Here is a 16,446-nt window from a genome sequence, read left to right on the forward strand (position 1 = left end):
GCATGAAAAACGCGACAACGAATGGGTCCCTCGTTTTCAACAATTCCCTCCAGCCCGGCAAATAGATTATCTCCGGATATTTTTTAGCCACCACAATCCCAGGAATTTTTTTGAAAAAGCGACCGAGACAACCGCCCGGCGAATATCGGTTCTTGCCAAACATGATCTTGCTTTGGCCCGGACCATTTTTTGGCGGTTGGACGAGATCTCCCGATCGGGCTTTGATCAGGCGGTCTTTTATGCTTTGACCAGCCAGCCGCTTTTGCAAACGCAGCTCCTGGTCGCCAGAGGGGTGACCCAGGGGGCCCGCCTGCTGACCGAAACATTTGAGGATAGGCCTTACGATGATCTGGAAGCGGTACACATACTGGCACAGGGGAAGGGATTAACGCTTGAAGAAAAAAAGATCCTGCAAGAAATAGGAAAGCGTTTTTTTCAACATAGAGGGGGGTCTGAACGGGCGCTGATAATGCATCGGTTGGTTGTCTGGCAAGCAAAGGTTAAAAAGGCAGTTCGTTTTACCAAATATGTTGAACATAAGATCATGTCCAGCAAGGGAAAGAATATAGAGGAAACGGCTGAAAGCAAAAAGTCTTTGGACAAGATCTGGGCTCAATTGTGCAATGGACTTGGCCGGTTTTCGGCATCGGATCTTTATGACCTTTTAAGTTTGTTTTACAAAAACGACCGCTTTCTGGTCCTGGAAAAAATGGTGGAGAACGGTTATATCGATCAGGTTGACGCGTTTGATTATTACCAGACATTTGAGATGGGGAATAAATAGCAGCCCTCGCCTTAATCCGGGACAGGTATAATTTAGTCGCGATTTTTCTGAAATTTATTAGTAAATATGTCGACAATAGAGTATGCAAACCTATCTGGGAGACATAAATAATGGGTAAAATATTCAATTTGCCGGCAAATCCAGCCGCGCGCCGATCTTATTCGCCTGGCCATCGGGCCGAGGTCAGGTGTTTTACTATGGCGCAGCCGATATATAGCCATTCAAAATTTTTAGAATCCATTGGTGAGGATCCCCAGGTGCTGGCTGGATATGCTTTGGCGGAGGGTTTTTCGTCATTTTCGGATAAACTGTCCCGCAAGACCCTTTCCGCGGCGATCACTTTTTGGAAAGAGCACGAAAGAAACGAACAGGAATGGGTCCAGCGATTTGGGAAAATGACCCCAGCCAGACAAATGGACTACCTTCGGGTTTTTTCCGGCCAGTATACTCCTGTCTTATTTTCTGAGAACGCGGTTAATTGCACCGCTCGGCGGATAAGCGCCCTGGCCAGGCAGGATCTGGTTCTGGCCAGGGAAATATTTTGGCGGATCGATGCGATTTCTCCGATGAACGAATCTTTTGACCTGGCGGTTTTTTGTGCTTTGAACGATCCTTCTATTCAATTGGAACTGCTAATGGCAAGGAAGACCGTTCAGCTCGCCGATTTGTTCTTAAGATTGAGAGAGATCTGCGCCGACTATCAGGTCGCAGCTATAGAGCGCCATATCAAAAGCGTTGGTTTGACTTTGAAATAAAAATCCGACCCAGGGACCTTGTTTTACCGCTTTAATCTTTCTCCACTGTTAAATAATCATGTTATAATCTTTTCATGAAAGCCTCACAGCTCGGGGAGTTTGGCCTGATCGACCATTTAGCGAAAAACCTTAAAAAAGGGAAGGGAACGGTGGTGGGGATCGGGGATGACGCGGCGGTTATTCAACTGACGACTAAATTATTATTAATTACCACTGATGCTCTCGTTCAAGATGTTCATTTTACCTTAAAAAATACTAACTTTGCTGATCTTGGCTATAAAGCTCTGGCCGCTAACGTTTCCGATATTGCCGCGATGGGAGGACGCCCGACCGCCGCTGTTATTACTTTGGCTCTTCCTCCAGGATTGGCCGTAAACAAGCTTGATGATCTTTACCGGGGGATCAACCGATTGGCCAAAAAGCTTAAGGTCGACCTTGTTGGCGGCGATACTGTCGCCTCCCCCAATGGGATGATGATCTCGATCACCCTCCTTGGGGAAGTCGTCCCCAAAAATCTCCTGCGTCGTTCAACCGCTAAAGTCGGCGACCTGATCTGTGTCACCGGCAAGTTCGGCCTCCCTGCCGCTAACAAATTCTCTGCTAGAATATTGCCGCCGATTCGTTTGAAGGAAGCGGCGGCGCTCGCCAAAGCGAAGCTGGCCTCCGCCATGATCGACAGTTCCGACGGGCTGGTCCGGTCGGTTGTTGAACTGACCAAAGCAAGCCGGGTTGGCGCCCGTTTGTGGGAAGAGCGGGTCCCGATCGCGTCGGGAGCGAACCTGGGCCAAGCCCTATATGGCGGGGAAGAATACGAGCTTCTTTTTGCCGTGCCGAAAGCCAGGATAAAGTCGCTTAAAAAATTAAAGTTTGGAATCTCGGTCGTTGGCGAGATCGTCAATCGCGGCGCGGGGGTAAAAATAGTCGATAACCGTGGTAAGATCAAGACGATCCGGTCGAAAGGGTTTGAGCACTTTAAATGATCAACCAACGTCGTTTGGTAGCAACATTCAAGCAATTGGTCCGCATTGACAGCCTTTCCCTGCAGGAAGGAAAGATCGTCGGGTATCTGCGCCGGGAACTGAAGAGTCTGGGATTAAAAGCCTCCGTTATCGGGCGACCGGAAAACGGAGAGGTCGGCAGCCTTAACCTTCTTGTCCCGGGCCGCAATAACCGGGGGCCGCGGCTTTTGCTTAATGCTCATGTGGATACAGTTGTTCCTGGGCAGGGGATCAAGCCGATCGAAAAAGGGGGGTATATTACCTCTGACGGATCGACCATTCTTGGAGCTGACAATAAGGCTGGCGTGGCGGTTATTCTGGAGCTTTTGCGAGTATTAAAAGAAAAAAAGGTTTCCCATCCTCCTCTGCAGGTGATCTTGACGGTCGCGGAAGAGATCGGCCTGGTCGGGGCGGCCGCTTTCCCTCCCTCTGCCATCAAAGCGGCCTATGGCCTGGTCCTTGACGGCGGCGATATCGACAAGATTGTTTGCCGGGCGCCGAACCAATATAATTTTGTCGCCCGGGTGTATGGGCGGGCGGCCCATGCCGGGATCCATCCGGAAGAAGGGATCAGCGCCATAAAGGCGGCGAGCGCCGCCATTGCCAGGATGAAGCTTGGCCGGATCGACCAGGAGACGACCGCTAATATCGGGATGATCCATGGTGGAGTGGCGACAAATATTATCCCCGATGAAGTTGAGATCAGAGGAGAAGCCAGAAGCCACCGGCTGGCTAAAGTAAAAAAACAGATCGGCCGGATGGAAAAGACCCTGCAGGGCGAGTGCCGACGCCATGGGGCGGTCTGCAAGATCAAGTTCGCCAGGATCTATGAATCGTTCAACATCGCTGAGACCAGCCCGCTGCTGGAAAAAGCGGTGGCCGGAATGAAAGCGTCCGGGATCCGTCCCAAGATTGCCGGGACCGGTGGCGGGTCCGACGCCAATATTTTCAACGCTTTGGGGGTCCCGTCTTTGATTGTCGGAGTGGGGGCGGACAATGTACACACGACCAAAGAGCGGATCGCGGTCCGCGACCTGGTCCGCGGAGCGGAGATAGTTTTTAATATTATAAAGGAGTTTAACCGTGACTAAATTGAGCGAAGAATTGGTTTCCTCAAAAAACGTATTTGAAGGGCGCTTGTTAAAGTTCCGGGTCGATACCGTGCGGCTTTCGTCCGGCAAAGAAGCGACCAGGGAAATTGTTGAGCATCCGGGAGCGGTGGCGATCGTGGCGATCACTGACGATCAGGAATTGGTCCTGGTCCGGCAGTACCGGCAGGCGGCCGGGGAAATATTGCTGGAAGTGCCGGCCGGGACCCTTGGACCGGGAGAAGAGGGGGTCGCGGCCGCGAAGAGGGAACTGGAAGAAGAGACCGGCTACCGGGCGAAAAAAATGACCAAAGTCTTTTCCGGCTTTGTTGCCCCCGGTTATTCGAGCGAAGCGATCCAGTTCTTTCTGGCCAAGGAGATGACCGAGACCCGCCAGCAGACCGAAGAGGACGAATTTATCGAGGTCGATCTGGTTGATGTTGAGGCTTGCCTTGACCTGGTCAAGCAGGGGAAGATCAGGGACAACAAGACGATTATCGGGATCATGATCGCCGACCTGGCGCTCAAGGGCGAGTTGGCTTGAGGATGAAGAAACCAGCGAATGAACTTCGCGAGCGAAAAATATGCATGAATCTATATTGGATTTCCTGAGCTTTATCCAGGTGGAGCGGGGGTATTCCAAAAATACCGTCGTTTCATACCAACTCGACCTGGAGCAGTTTGCCGCTTTTGCCGGAGCCGGTTTTCCCCAAGTGGAGCGCAAGGTAGTGCAAAACTATCTGCAGCATTTGAGCGAAGAAGGTTTTTCCCGGGCCTCGATCGAACGAAAACTGGCTACTTTGAAATCGTTTTTCCATTATTTGGTCGGAGAAGGTGGGGCGGTGTCCGACCCGACCTCTGATTTCAAATTACCGAAAAAGGCCAAGCGGCTCCCCAAGGCGCTGACGATCGGCGATACTTTAAAGTTGATCACTTCTCCAAAAGGGAACGATCCCTGGGCTCTGCGGGATTCGGCCCTTCTGGAGTTGCTTTACGCCACCGGGATGAGAGCGTCGGAGCTGACCGACCTCAACCTTGACGATATCAACCTGGAAGTGTCGTTCATCCGCTGTCTGGGAAAAGGGGGGAAAGAACGGGTTGTGCCGGTCGGCAAGGCGGCCTTGAGAGCGATCCGCGATTATCTGGAAAAAGGGCGGCCGCAATTTCCGCAAAAGGAGAAAGAGCCTCTTTTTCTCGATAAGAACGGGCACCGCTTGACCAGGCAGGGGTTATGGCTGATAATTAAAAAGTACGTTAAAAAGCTGGGGATCAGGGGGAAAACTTCGCCGCACACATTGCGGCATTCCTTTGCGACCCACCTGTTGGAGAAAGGGGCCGACCTCCGTTCCGTCCAGGAGATGCTGGGCCACTCTGACATCTCGACGACCCAGATCTATACTTCTGTCTCCCGTGAACGGCTTAAAAAAATGTACAACCAGGCCCACCCAAGGGCTTAAAAAAGGAGTTAAAAGATGTACGATCTAAGTTTTTTTCTGATCGCCCTGCCGATCCTTTTGGTGACGATCACCGTTCATGAGTTCGCTCATGCCTTTGTGGCGGATAAACTGGGGGACCCGACCCCTCGGCTTGCCGGGCGGCTGACCCTCAATCCTTTAAGCCATCTTGACCCGCTTGGTTTTCTTGCCTTGCTCCTGGTCCGTTTCGGCTGGGCCAAGCCGGTCCCGATCAATCCCTATAATTTTCGCGATCCTAAAAAAGGGAGCCTGCTGGTCAGCCTGGCCGGGCCCTTGTCGAATTTTCTTTTAGCCTGGGTCCTGGCGGTGATCTTTCGCAACCTTCCTTTTATCAACGATACTTTTTCCATGGTTATCAGTTACGCGATCTGGATCAATCTGGCGCTGGCGATCTTTAACCTGATCCCGGTCCCGCCGCTTGACGGCTCGCATGTCCTGGAATATTTTCTTCCGCCGCACCAATATGAGACGATGTATCGTCTGCAGCAGTACAGCATGCTGATCCTGCTGGGGATCATTCTTTTTGCTTCCCCAATATTGATCGCGATCATCCAGTTTGTTTATAGTTTGCTGGTCTAATGGACCGGGCGTTGGAAAAATACCTATCCTCCCTGGAGAAATTCGGGATCAATCTTGGGCTGGAGAGAATAACCGGTCTCCTGACGAATCTTGGGAATCCCCAACAAAAGCTTCAGGCGATCCACGTTGCCGGGACCAATGGCAAAGGGTCGACCTGCGCGATGATCGCGGCGATCTTGAAAGAGCTGGGGTACAAGGTCGGGCTTTACACTTCTCCTCATCTGCTCCGCTACAATGAGCGGTTCCAGATCAACGGCCGCGAGATCAGCGAGCCCGATCTTTCTGCCGGGATCGCCGCGGTCAAAAAAGCGGCCGCCGGGCTCCCGCAAAAACCTACCGTTTTCGAAGTCCTGACCGCGGTCGCCTTTTGGTATTTCGCGAAGAAAAAAGTTGATTTCGCGGTGGTTGAGGTTGGGATGGGGGGGCGGCTTGACGCGACCAATGTTATCAGGCCGCTGGTCTCGGTGATCACCAATGTCGAGCTGGAACATACCACCGTGCTTGGCCGGACACTGGCCAAGATCGCGGTGGAAAAGGGGGGGATCATCAAGCCGGGGGTGCCGGTGGTTACCGCCGAAAGCAAAGCCGAGGCGCTTACCGTCCTGACCCATCAGGCAAATATAGGCGGGAGCTCATTGGTCCAGGTCGGCATAGTTGGCGCCGGGTTCATAACCAATTTGTTGGGGGAACATCAAAAGAGGAATGCCGCCTGCGCGGTAGCGGCGGTCCTTCTGGCCGGTATAAGTGCCGATAAAAAGAAGATCGTGGCCGGCCTGAAGAAAGTCCGCTGGCCGGCCCGTTTCCAGGTGATCAGGAAAAAACCGCTTACCATTGTCGATGGCGCTCACAATCCGGCCGGGGTTAAAACCCTGGTTGATACGCTTGGGCGGGAATATCCCGGCAAAAAATTCGTTGTTATTTTTGGCGCGCAACAAGATAAAGAAGTGACGTCGATGCTCGCTCTCCTTCGTCCGCTGGCCAAAGAGATGATCATTACCAGATCGTCACATCAGCAATCGTCAGCCATGATCTCCAGCGAAAAAGCGTTGGAATTGGGATCGGTCCTGCGCCAAACGGCAAGCTGTGACCGGGTGATCTGCGGTTCTCTGTTTTTGGCCGGTGATACTATAAAAATATTAGCCCAAAAGGGGCGGTAGTTTTTGGTTGACGCTGGATGGGGGGAGTAGTAGAATAACTCAGGGCATGGAATACTTAAATTTCCCGGAAAAAGACCCCAATGAAATTCCGTCGACAGATGATGGGCCAACTGTCCAATTGCCGAAAAAAAATCGTTTTTCGGGTTGGCTGAGAAGTCTTTTAGTTTTTATTGTTTTGGTGGCGCTTATCGCCGGTAGTTTTTTGATCAGTTTCCAGCTGGGGAAAAAGATCCTTTTTTCCGTGAAAAAGCCGATGCGAGAGAGCAAGACGATGGTCCTGGAGCCCCCCCCGTCTTACGAAGCGCTGGTCAAGCTGGAAAAAGCGCTGCGGGCCGGGAGCAAAGAGAAGCCGGCAGTTAAAAAGAAATCGGTCAAACGATATCGTCGGACAGCTTACCGGTCAACCCGGAGCGTCGCGGCCAGGCGGAGCGGGACTTATTACAAGGTACAGATTGGGCCATTTCGTTCTTTAACCGAAGCTAAGTATCATCTGGAGCTGGTCAAGAAAAGAGGATTTGACGCTTTCCTGAAAAAATATGGCTCTTATTGGAAGATCCAGGCGGGAGCGTATAAGAGCCTGAAAACAGCCAAGCAACAGCAGCAACTACTGCTGAAAAAAGAATTCAAATCAAAGATTATCATTGAATAACCAACCTGCCGACAGGCAGGCAATCATTTAAGGAGGACGGGGAAATGTCGGTATACGATATGGTGTTCGGAAAGTTTTCACGGGACCTGGGGATCGATTTGGGGACGGCGACTACGCTCGTGTTTGCCCGCGGGGAAGGGATCATTCTCTGCGAACCGTCGGTTGTCGCGATCAATAAAGATAACAACAAACCCCTTGCTTTTGGCAACGAAGCCAAAGGGATGCTGGGCCGTACGCCGGCTAACATTGTCGCGGTCCGGCCGATGCGCGACGGTGTGATCGCCGACTTTGAGATCACCGAGATGATGCTTCGCCACTTTATCAATAAAAGCCACCAGCGCTCCGCTTTTGTCCGTCCGCGGATCGTAGTTGGTGTGCCGTCGGGGATCACCGGCGTTGAAAAACGGGCGGTATTGGATGCTGCCATGCATGCCGGCGCCCGGGAGGCGTATCTGGTGGAAGAGCCAATGGCGGCGGCGATCGGGGCCAACCTGCCGGTCTCTGAAGCGCAGGGGAGCATGATCGTCGATATCGGCGGCGGGACTACCGAAGTGGCGGTCCTGGCGCTTGGCGGGATCGTTGTTTCCAAGTCGATCCGGGTGGCAGGGGACGAAATGGACGAAGCGATCGTTTCGCATTGCCGCAAGAACTACAACTTATTGATCGGGGAGCGGACGGCCGAACAGATCAAGATCGACATTGGCTCCGCGTATCCTTTGCCGGAAGAAAAAACAATTGAAGTGCGCGGCCGCGACCTGGTCACCGGTTTGCCAAAAACGCTGACTTTAACTTCATCGGAGATCCGCGACGCCTTGGCGGAGCCGGTCTCAATGGTAGTTGACGCGGTCCGGATGACCCTGGAAAAAACCCCGCCGGAACTCTCGGCCGACATCATGGACCGGGGGATCGTCATGGCGGGCGGTGGTTCGCTCTTAAGAGGACTGGACAAATATTTGGCCCAGGAGACCGAAATGCCGGTATATGTCGTCGATGATCCGATCTCCTGCGTCGCTTACGGGACCGGGAAGATACTGGAAGAGATCGACACGTTGAAAAAAGTTCTGATCATGCCCAAGAGTAATCAGTGAAGCCATACCGTGGCACTAGAAGGAAAAACTCATATCGTCCAGCTATAATTATCATTCTGCTGGCGCTGGTTCTCTCTTACTTCGCGATCAATAACTCGTTTGGGATAAGACTGGTCTTTACCTCCGTTATTTATCCGGTCCAAACGGCTCTCCATTTTGTCGTCAAGGGAGTGGTCGGCATTCCGTCAGGGGTGATGTCGCTGCGCAATCTTTCCCAGGAGAACAAGGAGCTCAAGAGCCGGCTTTTTACTTCGATCGCCAAGCTTGCCCTGTTTGAAGAGCTGGTCAATGAAAATGTCCGGCTTCGCCAATCACTCGAATTTCAGGGGTCAAACCGTTACCGCTTTAAGCTTGTCGTTGCTCAGGTTGTGGCGCGCGGCGCTTCACCCTACACCTCATTGATGGAGATCAATCAAGGGGTCCTTTCCGGGGTTAAAGTCGATATGCCGGTCATAGTCGATGAGGGTTTGGTGGGCCGGGTCGTGGAGGTCTCTTTGTTCAGTTCCAAGATCTTGCCGATCACCGATCTAAAGAGCTCTGTAGCCTCGGTTGACCAGCAGAACAGGGAATTTGGCGTGGTCGAAGGATTTGCCAGCCAGCGGTTTTTAGCGATGAAATATGTCAGTTCCGTCGCGGATATTCAGGTGGGCGACAAGATCGTTACTTCACCTGCTTCCAAGATCTTTCCACCGGGAATTCCGATCGGTTCGGTTGTTTCGGTGAAAAAGAAAGACTCCGACCTGTTTTTTGATGTTAAGGTCAGGCCAGCGGTAAATTTTTCCAAACTGGAAGAAGTTTTTCTGATCTTCCAATAGGCTTTTATGCGGACATTCAAATTAATATTGTTCTTATTGGTGTTGCTCCTTGGACAAACAGTCCTGCTGCCGTTCCTGACTTTCTTTGGGGCAATGCCGGACCTTTTCCTGGTCGCGGTCATTGTTTACGCGGTCATGGCGGAACGGGGGGGCTCGACCTTTTTCGCGGCCGGAGCCGGGTTTCTGCAAGACCTCTTTTCCTCTGGGCTTTACCTTAACACTCTGACCAAGGTTTTGGTCGGCCTCCTGGTTGGCGGGATCAGCAATGAAGTGGTCGGGGATGTCCGCTCTTTTGCCGCCAGCATGGTGGCGATCATTACTCCGTTGGTTTTGATCGGCGAGGGATTGGTGATCTATTTTTGGCAGGGGAACCATTTTTCAGTTTTCTATTATCTCTTGATCGTCCTTCTTACGACCATTTATAACCTGGCCTTTGTTCCGGCGATTTACTACGTTTTAAAGAAACTGGTCAATGAATAAGGATCAGGCGATCTGGCTGGTCATTGGCCTTGCGTTCCTGGTGATCTTTGGCCGGCTTTTTCAGCTTCAGGTTATTGAAGGGGATAAATATCAGCGTCTGGCGCTGGAAAATGCGGCAAAAAGCATCCCGATCTACGCGCCGCGCGGCATTATTTACGACCGGAGCGGCAAGGTCATTGCCCAAAACCAGGCGGTCTTTTCCATTCAGGTCATGCCCCAGCTTCTCTCCGACAACGATCCGGAACGCCGCGACCAGGTCTTGAAAAAACTAAGCTCGATCCTTGGCGAAGAGGTCAAGCCAAAAAAACGGGCCGACCGGCCGATCCTGATCAAAGACAACCTTGACCTGAAAACCGCGATCACCGTGGAAGAGCTGGGTAAAGAATTGAAAGGGGTCGAGGTTGTTGTTCATCCGGTCAGGCTTTATCCATATGGCAAGGCGGCGGCCCATCTGCTCGGTTACGTTGGCGAGATCGAAGGAGACGAGCTCAAACGCTTGAAGATAGAGGGTTACCGGTTGGGGGATACCATTGGTAAGGACGGGATCGAAAAGATCTACGATAAATTGATCAGGGGGAAGGACGGGGGGAAGAAGATCGAAGTGGATGTCCGAGGAAACCCGATCAGGGTTTTAGGCACGGTCGATCCGGTGCCGGGAGCCAATGTTTTCACGACAATTGATATTGAGCTTCAGCAAGCGGTTGATGTCGCTTTGGGAGGAAAGATCGGAGCGGTGGTGGTCCTTGATCCGCGAAGCGGGGAACTCCTTTCCCTGGTCAGTCATCCGAATTACGACCCGAATATCTTTGTGAAGCAACTTGAATCGGTGGATTGGGAGAAACTTGAAAAAAAACAGCATCCCTTTATGAACCGGGCACTGGCGATCTATCCTCCCGGCTCGATCTTTAAAGCGGCGGTCTTGACCGCTGCGCTGGAAAAGAACCTGACCCAGGCCAAAGAATCGTTTTTTTGTCCCGGCTATTACCGGATCAATAGCCGGATCGCCCGCTGCTGGAAAGAGAGCGGCCACGGCCGGATCACGGCGGAAGATGGTCTGGTCAATTCCTGCGATATTGTTTTTTATGAGCTGGGGCGGCGGCTTGGCCCCGAATCGATCGCAGAATATGCCAGAAAATATGGTTTGGGGGAGAAGACCGGGATCGATCTGCCGCATGAGAAATTCGGCTTAGTCCCCGATACCGCCTGGAAGCAGAGGGCGCTTGGCGAAGGGTGGTATGAAGGGGACTCGATCAATTATGGGATCGGACAGGGCTTTCTCCAGGTAACTCCGGTCCAAATGGCCAAACTTTACGGAACGATCGCTACCGGGCGGCAAATGAAGCCTTACATCGTTTCAGAGATCAGAAAAAAGGATGGGGAGATCCTCTATCAGCAAAAACCGCGGGAGATCGGGAGCCTTCCCGGAAGCATGGCTACCGTTAAAATTGTTCGTGATGCTCTGCGAGAGGTAGTGAAACGGGCGACCGGCCGGGCGGCAAACGTACCGGGGATCCCGGCAGCCGGAAAGACAGGTACCGCGCAGAATCCCGGATTGCCTCACGCGTGGTTCATTTGCTACGCTCCCTATGACGATCCGGAGATCGTTATTGCCGCCTTTGTTGAACATGGCGAACATGGCGATCGGGCGGCGGCGACTGTCGCGCGCGATATCCTCAAATGGTATAAGGATAATCGCCTGGAGAAGGAATATCCTGAGGAGTAATGAATCCAATTGGGCGTGTTTTTCCCCGCGACTAAACGTCGCGATTAGGCTCGATATTTAATTAAATAACCGCGGCGTTTAGCCGCTGGTTGTACTACTTTAAGTCGTGATTTAGCTTCCTCCCTTTTGACAAATGCCTGGCAATTTGCTAAAATAGTAAGGTTATGAAAAAAGTTGAACTGGCAGCGAAAAAGAGAGAAGCGATCGGGACAAAAAAGCTGAAAAGCTTAAGAAAAGAGGGCTTTATTCCCGCGATCGTTTATGGGCGTAAGATCAAGCCGGTTGCCGTCGCAATCGAACGAAAAGCTTTTTTAACTAAAATATTGGGCTCTGAAACAGGGAAAAACACCATTGCTTCGCTGAAAGTCGGGGGGGAAACCCTTCAGGTTTTGACCCAGGACATTCAATTTGACGCGGTTGAAGGAACTATCCTCCATATTGATTTTAACCACATTGTTATGGATGAAGCGATCAAGACCAAAGTGGCGATCGAATTGACCGGGATCCCAGCTGGAGTGAAGGAAAGTGGCGGTATTTTGGTCCATGGCTTGCGTGAAGTTGAGATCGAGTGTTTGCCTGGCGATATTCCGGAGAAGTTCCATGTTGATGTCACTGCTTTATTGATCAACGATTCTTTGCATGTTTCCGATCTTCCTTCAGGAAAATATAAATTGCTTTCCAACGCGGCGGATATGATCGCTTCCTGCGTCCCGCCAGCGAAGGAAGAAGAGGTTGCCCCAGCGGCGGCGCCGATCGTTGGTGAAGCGACCGCGGAAGACGCGACTGCCGTGGCAGACGAAAAGGTCAAAGAAAAAGCGGCCCCGGGGGCTCAACCAGCCAAAGCGGCTCCAGCTGGGAAGCCAGAAAAAGCTGCTAAGTAATCCCCCTCTGGATACCGCAATATTTTTCCTGTATAATCCGATAAAATATTATGTCTGAATTTCACGCAGAAGGCGGCGGTGTCCATCCTGGTAAGCCAATTATTTGGCCGAGTGGTAAGCCAACAACTTCTTCCTCCTCCAGTTCACAGTCAAATGCCGCCCAAAACGCGGCCAACCAGGCCGCTCCGGTCAAACCTGGCCAGGTAGCGCCTTCCCAGCAAGCGGCCGCGACTGCCGCTCCGGCAGCGACGGCGGCACCGGCCAAACCGGCTGCCTCAATTTCCCGCAATTTGACGATCGAAGATGTCCGCTCGCATCTTCTTTCATTACAAATAGAACCAAGCGATTTTAATTCTAAGCTTGCCTCGCTGATGCTCCGCAATGGATTGGAACTCTCCCGGGGCAATTTTGTTAAGATAATGAACATGATGCAGGGGACCAACAAATCGGACGCGATGCAGCAGGCGGCGACCATGCTGGTAATGAAAGGGGTCGACTCTCCTGAAGCGGTCAAAGTCCTTGGCCAATACCTGGCGGATAATCCAAGCATGGCGAGCCAGATTTCAGGCCTCCAGTCAGGGATCAGCAACCTGGCGTCGGCCCTGATGAGCGGCAAAGGACTGCTCGATTCGAGCCTGGTCGCCCAGTTGACGGCGATGCTTGGCCAATTTGATGAAATGTTCCAAACGATCTCCGATCAATTTGCGACCAAAGGGACCCCGCTGGACCGCAACTCCCTGCTTACCGACGCTAAAGCCCTAAAAGCGCTTTTAAATGGAGTTAAGGAAAAGGCCGGAGGAGAAAAGGCCCGAGGTGCCCAGGGAGAACTCCTGGCCTCGGCGGTTAAAGAGTTTTCCGGCAAACTTGACCGGATGATGCAAAATGTGGTCGCCCAATCGATCCTGTCGCAAAGCGGGCGGACCGAGGTCAACTATCATTATCAGCAGATCCCCAACACCATGATCAATCCTCCCAAGGATTTTGAGATCGTCATCAAGCGGGACGGCGAAGGGAAAAAAGCCAAGATCGATCCGCGCAACACCCAGGTGGTCATGGCTTTTGAGACCGATGGATTAGGGAAGATGGTCATTTCGATGATCGTTAAAGATAACAAGATCTATGTTGTCTTTGTCTTTGCCGAGAAGGATTACGGCGACAATGGCCGCGCCCTGATCGCCCAGGAATTTGGTGAATTCCAGAAGAAGTTGTCGGACAAGAACTTTTTGATCACCGGCTACCAGGTCAAAGTTGACAAGGCGATGTGCAATACCAAGGCTTACCTGATCCCCCTGCTGCCGTCGATCGAGAATGCCTTGAAGCGGATTGACATTGAGGCATAAAAATGGCTGAAGAAGAAAAACAACAACCAAACGAAGGCGAAAAAAAACCGGAACGCAAGACCGTGGTCGCGGTCCGCTACGACATTGACCGGGACAAGGCCCCCATGGTCCTGGCGACCGGGAAGGGGATGATGGCGGACGAGATCCTCCGGATCGCCGAAGAGAACAAGATCCCGCTCTACGAAGACCCGGAGCTGGCCAAACTGCTCGCCAAGCTGGAGATCGACTCCGAGATCCCGCCGGAATTATATACTTTGGTCGCGGAAGTGCTTTTCTTTGTTTTCAAGCTTGACCGGATGGCTGAAAAGAGAGAAAAAGTCGTCACGCGCCTGCGCGAAGAGAAAAAAGAAAAAGCTCGGAAGGGAGAATAGCGATGGAGAACATTACGTTTGACGATTTTAAAAAGCTCGACCTGCGGGTTGCCGAAATAAAAGAAGTCGAAGAGGTTCCCGGGGCCGATAAGCTCTGGAAGCTGAAGATCGACTGCGGTGAAGAGCGCGAAATTGTGGCCGGGATCAAACTGCACTATACCAAAGAAGAGCTCGTCGGCAAGAAGATCGCTTTTCTGGCTAACCTGGAGCCCAAGACCATCCGCGGAGTGACCTCGCACGGAATGCTGATGGCGGCGTCAAACGAAGACCGGAGCGTTATTACTATCCTCTCACCGCTGAAGGATGTCCCCAACGGATCTAAGATTTCCTGATCACTCGACAGAGTAGGTGATGGAGACCGAGCCGCTGATCTCGATCAATCCTGGTGAGACCGGTGTTTCAGCTCTTTCAGACTTTAAGCTAGCCATCCCCACCATTTGATTGTTTTGCGTTGGGGCGATCCTTGTCCCGCCTTCAATTATAGATTGTACCCCGGTTATTTTTAGCCCGGCCGCTTTGGCGATCGTTTTGGCTTTTTCGCTGGCGGCGGCAACCGCGTCAGAGAGGGCGAGCCGCTTGGCTTCTTTATCGTCCTGGCGGGAGAAATGAAGGCCGCGGACATTGTTGGCCCCGGCGGCGATCCCGGAGTCGATCACTTTTGAGATCAAGGTAAGGTCCTCAATGGTGACGTTGACCTGGTTGCCGCAGCGGTAGCCGACAGTTTTTGGCGGCTGATTCTGTTCGTACCTGACCTCCGGCCAAATGTTAAAGTTTGAAGTTGCGAGCTTCTTTTTGGCGATCCCGTTCTTTTCGATCGCTTCCACGACCTGTTTCATCAGCCGGGCGTTTTCCGATTGGGCCGCCTGGGCGCTCTTGCCGGAGCATTCAACCCCTAACTGAACGTTGGCGGTGTCCGGTTCGACCTGGACAGATCCAAAACCGTTGACGATGATCGATTGATCTTTGGCGGCAGCGGCCAGGGTGAGGCAGAGCAGGGCTACTATAATGAAGAGCGGGTTTTTCATCTTTTTCCTCCTAGTTAAAGGGCTCGATGGTCTTGAACGCCGGACTTTTGGCGTCCTTATCGGAAACCAGAGGGGTAAACCCTTCCAGCGGCCATTTGATCCCAAGGTCGGGGTCGTTCCAGACAATGGCCCGCTCGCAGGCCGGGTCGTAGAGGTCGGTGCATTTGTATAAAACATCTGTCTCGTCTTCCAGGGAGAGAAAGCCGTGGGCAAAACCTTCGGGGATATAGAGCTGTTTGGTGACATCGATGAGCTCGCCGTGCCATTTGCCAAAAGTTGCCGAGCTTTTCCGCAGGTCGACGGCGACGTCAAAGATCTTCCCCTTCATGACGCTGACCAGTTTTCCTTGCGGGTGGGGAGGGAGCTGGTAGTGCAAACCACGGACCACTCCTTTTTGGGAGCGGCTGTGATTGTCCTGGACAAAGCGGGTGATCAACCCGTTCTCGGCAAAAGTTCTGGCGTGGTAGGTTTCCATAAAAAACCCACGGTTATCGGTGAACGAGCGCCCTTCAATGACAATGACGCCGGCCAGTGGGGTTTTGGTGAATTTAAAATTGCTCATCTAGAAAAAAATTATATCACTCAATAGGAGTGGGCGCAACGATTGCCGACGATTTGATCAGCCGGTATTGGCCTGGCCGCAGGTTTCCCAGCTCCAAATTAGCGATCCTGACCCTTTTGAGCCGGAGGACGTTGTAGCCAAACTTGTCGAGCATCCGTCTGATCTGGCGGTTTTTTCCCTCGCGCAGGATAAAGGTATAGGTCGCGCCGGTCATTTTTTTGACCAGGACCGGTTTGGTTTTTTCCCCTAAGATTATTATCCCCTGACGGTATTTGGCGATGACGTCCGGGGCGATCGGCCGGTCGACCGTCACTTCGTACTCTTTTTCGTGCTCAAATTTGGGGGAGGAGAGCCGGTGGGCGACGACCCCGTCGTTGGTCAGGAGGAGGAGCCCTTCGGAATCTTTATCGAGGCGGCCGACCGGGTGAAGGTTCTTTAATTTTGCCGGTAACAGGTCGATTGCTTCTTTTTCGCCAGCCTGGGGGAGGTTGGTGACATAACCGACCGGTTTATTCATCAGGAGATAAATGAACTCTTCCTGGTGTTTGTGGGCCTGTTCGCTAAGCTCTACCCTATCTGTAGCCGGATCGATCTTCGTCCCCAGCTCGGTCACGACCTGGCCGTTGACCTTGATCCACCCTTGTTTGATATATTCCTCCGCTTTGCGGCGGGAGGC

The 16,446-nt window shown here is 52.3% G+C and carries 20 protein-coding genes; 17 read left to right on the plus strand and 3 right to left on the minus strand.

Annotation, left to right across the window (positions count from 1 at the left end; all coding sequences use genetic code 11):
* The 17 genes from KKF06_04000 to metG all read left to right on the plus strand — a co-directional run.
* A partial coding sequence (locus KKF06_04000) for a hypothetical protein (GenBank protein ID MBU1616930.1) occupies nucleotides 1-784 on the plus strand: 784 nt, incomplete at its 5' end.
* A gap of 110 nt (nucleotides 785-894) precedes the next feature.
* Nucleotides 895-1,539, plus strand: coding sequence for a hypothetical protein (locus KKF06_04005; GenBank protein ID MBU1616931.1), 645 nt, complete (start codon nucleotides 895-897; stop codon nucleotides 1,537-1,539).
* Between the two features lie 74 nt (nucleotides 1,540-1,613).
* Entirely contained in the window at nucleotides 1,614-2,519 is a 906-nt protein-coding gene (thiL, locus tag KKF06_04010; GenBank protein MBU1616932.1) for a thiamine-phosphate kinase, read from the plus strand.
* Nucleotides 2,516-3,628 (plus strand): M20/M25/M40 family metallo-hydrolase, encoded by a 1,113-nt coding sequence (locus KKF06_04015; protein MBU1616933.1) that lies wholly within the window; start codon nucleotides 2,516-2,518, stop codon nucleotides 3,626-3,628. The genes thiL and KKF06_04015 overlap by 4 nt, the downstream gene beginning before the upstream one ends.
* A gap of 1 nt (nucleotide 3,629) precedes the next feature.
* Nucleotides 3,630-4,169, plus strand: a complete 540-nt coding sequence (locus KKF06_04020) for an NUDIX hydrolase (protein ID MBU1616934.1) — start codon at nucleotides 3,630-3,632, stop codon at nucleotides 4,167-4,169.
* A gap of 40 nt (nucleotides 4,170-4,209) precedes the next feature.
* On the plus strand, nucleotides 4,210-5,082 hold the full coding sequence (xerD, locus tag KKF06_04025; GenBank protein ID MBU1616935.1) for a site-specific tyrosine recombinase XerD: 873 nt from the start codon (nucleotides 4,210-4,212) through the stop codon (nucleotides 5,080-5,082).
* A 15-nt stretch (nucleotides 5,083-5,097) separates the two neighbouring features.
* Nucleotides 5,098-5,679 (plus strand): site-2 protease family protein, encoded by a 582-nt coding sequence (locus KKF06_04030; protein MBU1616936.1) that lies wholly within the window; start codon nucleotides 5,098-5,100, stop codon nucleotides 5,677-5,679.
* Entirely contained in the window at nucleotides 5,679-6,836 is a 1,158-nt protein-coding gene (locus KKF06_04035; GenBank protein ID MBU1616937.1) for a bifunctional folylpolyglutamate synthase/dihydrofolate synthase, read from the plus strand. Before KKF06_04030 ends, KKF06_04035 begins: the two co-directional genes overlap by 1 nt.
* 46 nt (nucleotides 6,837-6,882) lie before the next feature.
* Nucleotides 6,883-7,485, plus strand: coding sequence for an SPOR domain-containing protein (locus KKF06_04040; protein MBU1616938.1), 603 nt, complete (start codon nucleotides 6,883-6,885; stop codon nucleotides 7,483-7,485).
* A gap of 59 nt (nucleotides 7,486-7,544) precedes the next feature.
* Nucleotides 7,545-8,573, plus strand: a complete 1,029-nt coding sequence (locus KKF06_04045; GenBank protein MBU1616939.1) for a rod shape-determining protein — start codon at nucleotides 7,545-7,547, stop codon at nucleotides 8,571-8,573.
* The gene (gene mreC, locus KKF06_04050; GenBank protein ID MBU1616940.1) at nucleotides 8,570-9,388 is read left to right on the plus strand and encodes a rod shape-determining protein MreC; all 819 of its coding nucleotides are present in this window, start codon (nucleotides 8,570-8,572) and stop codon (nucleotides 9,386-9,388) included. Before KKF06_04045 ends, mreC begins: the two co-directional genes overlap by 4 nt.
* 27 nt (nucleotides 9,389-9,415) lie before the next feature.
* Entirely contained in the window at nucleotides 9,416-9,868 is a 453-nt protein-coding gene (gene mreD, locus KKF06_04055; protein ID MBU1616941.1) for a rod shape-determining protein MreD, read from the plus strand.
* Nucleotides 9,861-11,591, plus strand: a complete 1,731-nt coding sequence (gene mrdA, locus KKF06_04060) for a penicillin-binding protein 2 (GenBank protein ID MBU1616942.1) — start codon at nucleotides 9,861-9,863, stop codon at nucleotides 11,589-11,591. The genes mreD and mrdA overlap by 8 nt, the downstream gene beginning before the upstream one ends.
* 164 nt (nucleotides 11,592-11,755) lie before the next feature.
* The gene (locus tag KKF06_04065) at nucleotides 11,756-12,472 is read left to right on the plus strand and encodes a 50S ribosomal protein L25 (GenBank protein MBU1616943.1); all 717 of its coding nucleotides are present in this window, start codon (nucleotides 11,756-11,758) and stop codon (nucleotides 12,470-12,472) included.
* Between the two features lie 50 nt (nucleotides 12,473-12,522).
* A complete protein-coding gene (locus KKF06_04070) occupies nucleotides 12,523-13,812 on the plus strand; it encodes a hypothetical protein (protein MBU1616944.1) in 1,290 nt (429 codons plus the stop codon).
* Nucleotides 13,813-13,814: 2 nt separating this feature from the next.
* Entirely contained in the window at nucleotides 13,815-14,183 is a 369-nt protein-coding gene (locus tag KKF06_04075; protein ID MBU1616945.1) for an EscU/YscU/HrcU family type III secretion system export apparatus switch protein, read from the plus strand.
* 2 nt (nucleotides 14,184-14,185) lie between these two features.
* Nucleotides 14,186-14,515 (plus strand): methionine--tRNA ligase subunit beta, encoded by a 330-nt coding sequence (gene metG, locus KKF06_04080; protein MBU1616946.1) that lies wholly within the window; start codon nucleotides 14,186-14,188, stop codon nucleotides 14,513-14,515.
* On the opposite strand, the gene KKF06_04085 is transcribed toward metG, so the two are convergent.
* From KKF06_04085 to KKF06_04095, 3 genes are all read right to left on the minus strand, one after another.
* Nucleotides 14,516-15,208, minus strand: a complete 693-nt coding sequence (locus KKF06_04085) for an SIMPL domain-containing protein (GenBank protein MBU1616947.1) — start codon at nucleotides 15,206-15,208, stop codon at nucleotides 14,516-14,518. It abuts the gene before it with no gap.
* Between the two features lie 10 nt (nucleotides 15,209-15,218).
* Complete coding sequence (gene rfbC, locus KKF06_04090; GenBank protein MBU1616948.1) at nucleotides 15,219-15,770, minus strand: dTDP-4-dehydrorhamnose 3,5-epimerase; 552 nt, start codon at nucleotides 15,768-15,770, stop codon at nucleotides 15,219-15,221.
* A 16-nt stretch (nucleotides 15,771-15,786) separates the two neighbouring features.
* On the minus strand, nucleotides 15,787-16,446 hold a 660-nt coding region (locus KKF06_04095; GenBank protein ID MBU1616949.1), incomplete at its 5' end, for an rRNA pseudouridine synthase.

This window comes from Candidatus Margulisiibacteriota bacterium (genome assembly GCA_018822365.1).
GTDB lineage: Bacteria > Margulisbacteria > WOR-1 > O2-12-FULL-45-9 > XYB2-FULL-48-7 > XYB2-FULL-45-9.

Coding starts and splice junctions, on each gene's coding strand:
- rfbC (MBU1616948.1), bottom strand. CDS start 15,770: ATGAGCAATTTTAAATTCACCAAAACCCCACTGGCCGGCGTCATTGTC.
- KKF06_04005 (MBU1616931.1), top strand. CDS start 895: ATGGGTAAAATATTCAATTTGCCGGCAAATCCAGCCGCGCGCCGATCT.
- thiL (MBU1616932.1), top strand. CDS start 1,614: ATGAAAGCCTCACAGCTCGGGGAGTTTGGCCTGATCGACCATTTAGCG.
- KKF06_04075 (MBU1616945.1), top strand. CDS start 13,815: ATGGCTGAAGAAGAAAAACAACAACCAAACGAAGGCGAAAAAAAACCG.
- KKF06_04015 (MBU1616933.1), top strand. CDS start 2,516: ATGATCAACCAACGTCGTTTGGTAGCAACATTCAAGCAATTGGTCCGC.
- KKF06_04035 (MBU1616937.1), top strand. CDS start 5,679: ATGGACCGGGCGTTGGAAAAATACCTATCCTCCCTGGAGAAATTCGGG.
- metG (MBU1616946.1), top strand. CDS start 14,186: ATGGAGAACATTACGTTTGACGATTTTAAAAAGCTCGACCTGCGGGTT.
- KKF06_04085 (MBU1616947.1), bottom strand. CDS start 15,208: ATGAAAAACCCGCTCTTCATTATAGTAGCCCTGCTCTGCCTCACCCTG.
- mrdA (MBU1616942.1), top strand. CDS start 9,861: ATGAATAAGGATCAGGCGATCTGGCTGGTCATTGGCCTTGCGTTCCTG.
- KKF06_04030 (MBU1616936.1), top strand. CDS start 5,098: ATGTACGATCTAAGTTTTTTTCTGATCGCCCTGCCGATCCTTTTGGTG.
- KKF06_04065 (MBU1616943.1), top strand. CDS start 11,756: ATGAAAAAAGTTGAACTGGCAGCGAAAAAGAGAGAAGCGATCGGGACA.
- KKF06_04070 (MBU1616944.1), top strand. CDS start 12,523: ATGTCTGAATTTCACGCAGAAGGCGGCGGTGTCCATCCTGGTAAGCCA.
- KKF06_04040 (MBU1616938.1), top strand. CDS start 6,883: ATGGAATACTTAAATTTCCCGGAAAAAGACCCCAATGAAATTCCGTCG.
- xerD (MBU1616935.1), top strand. CDS start 4,210: ATGCATGAATCTATATTGGATTTCCTGAGCTTTATCCAGGTGGAGCGG.
- KKF06_04045 (MBU1616939.1), top strand. CDS start 7,545: ATGGTGTTCGGAAAGTTTTCACGGGACCTGGGGATCGATTTGGGGACG.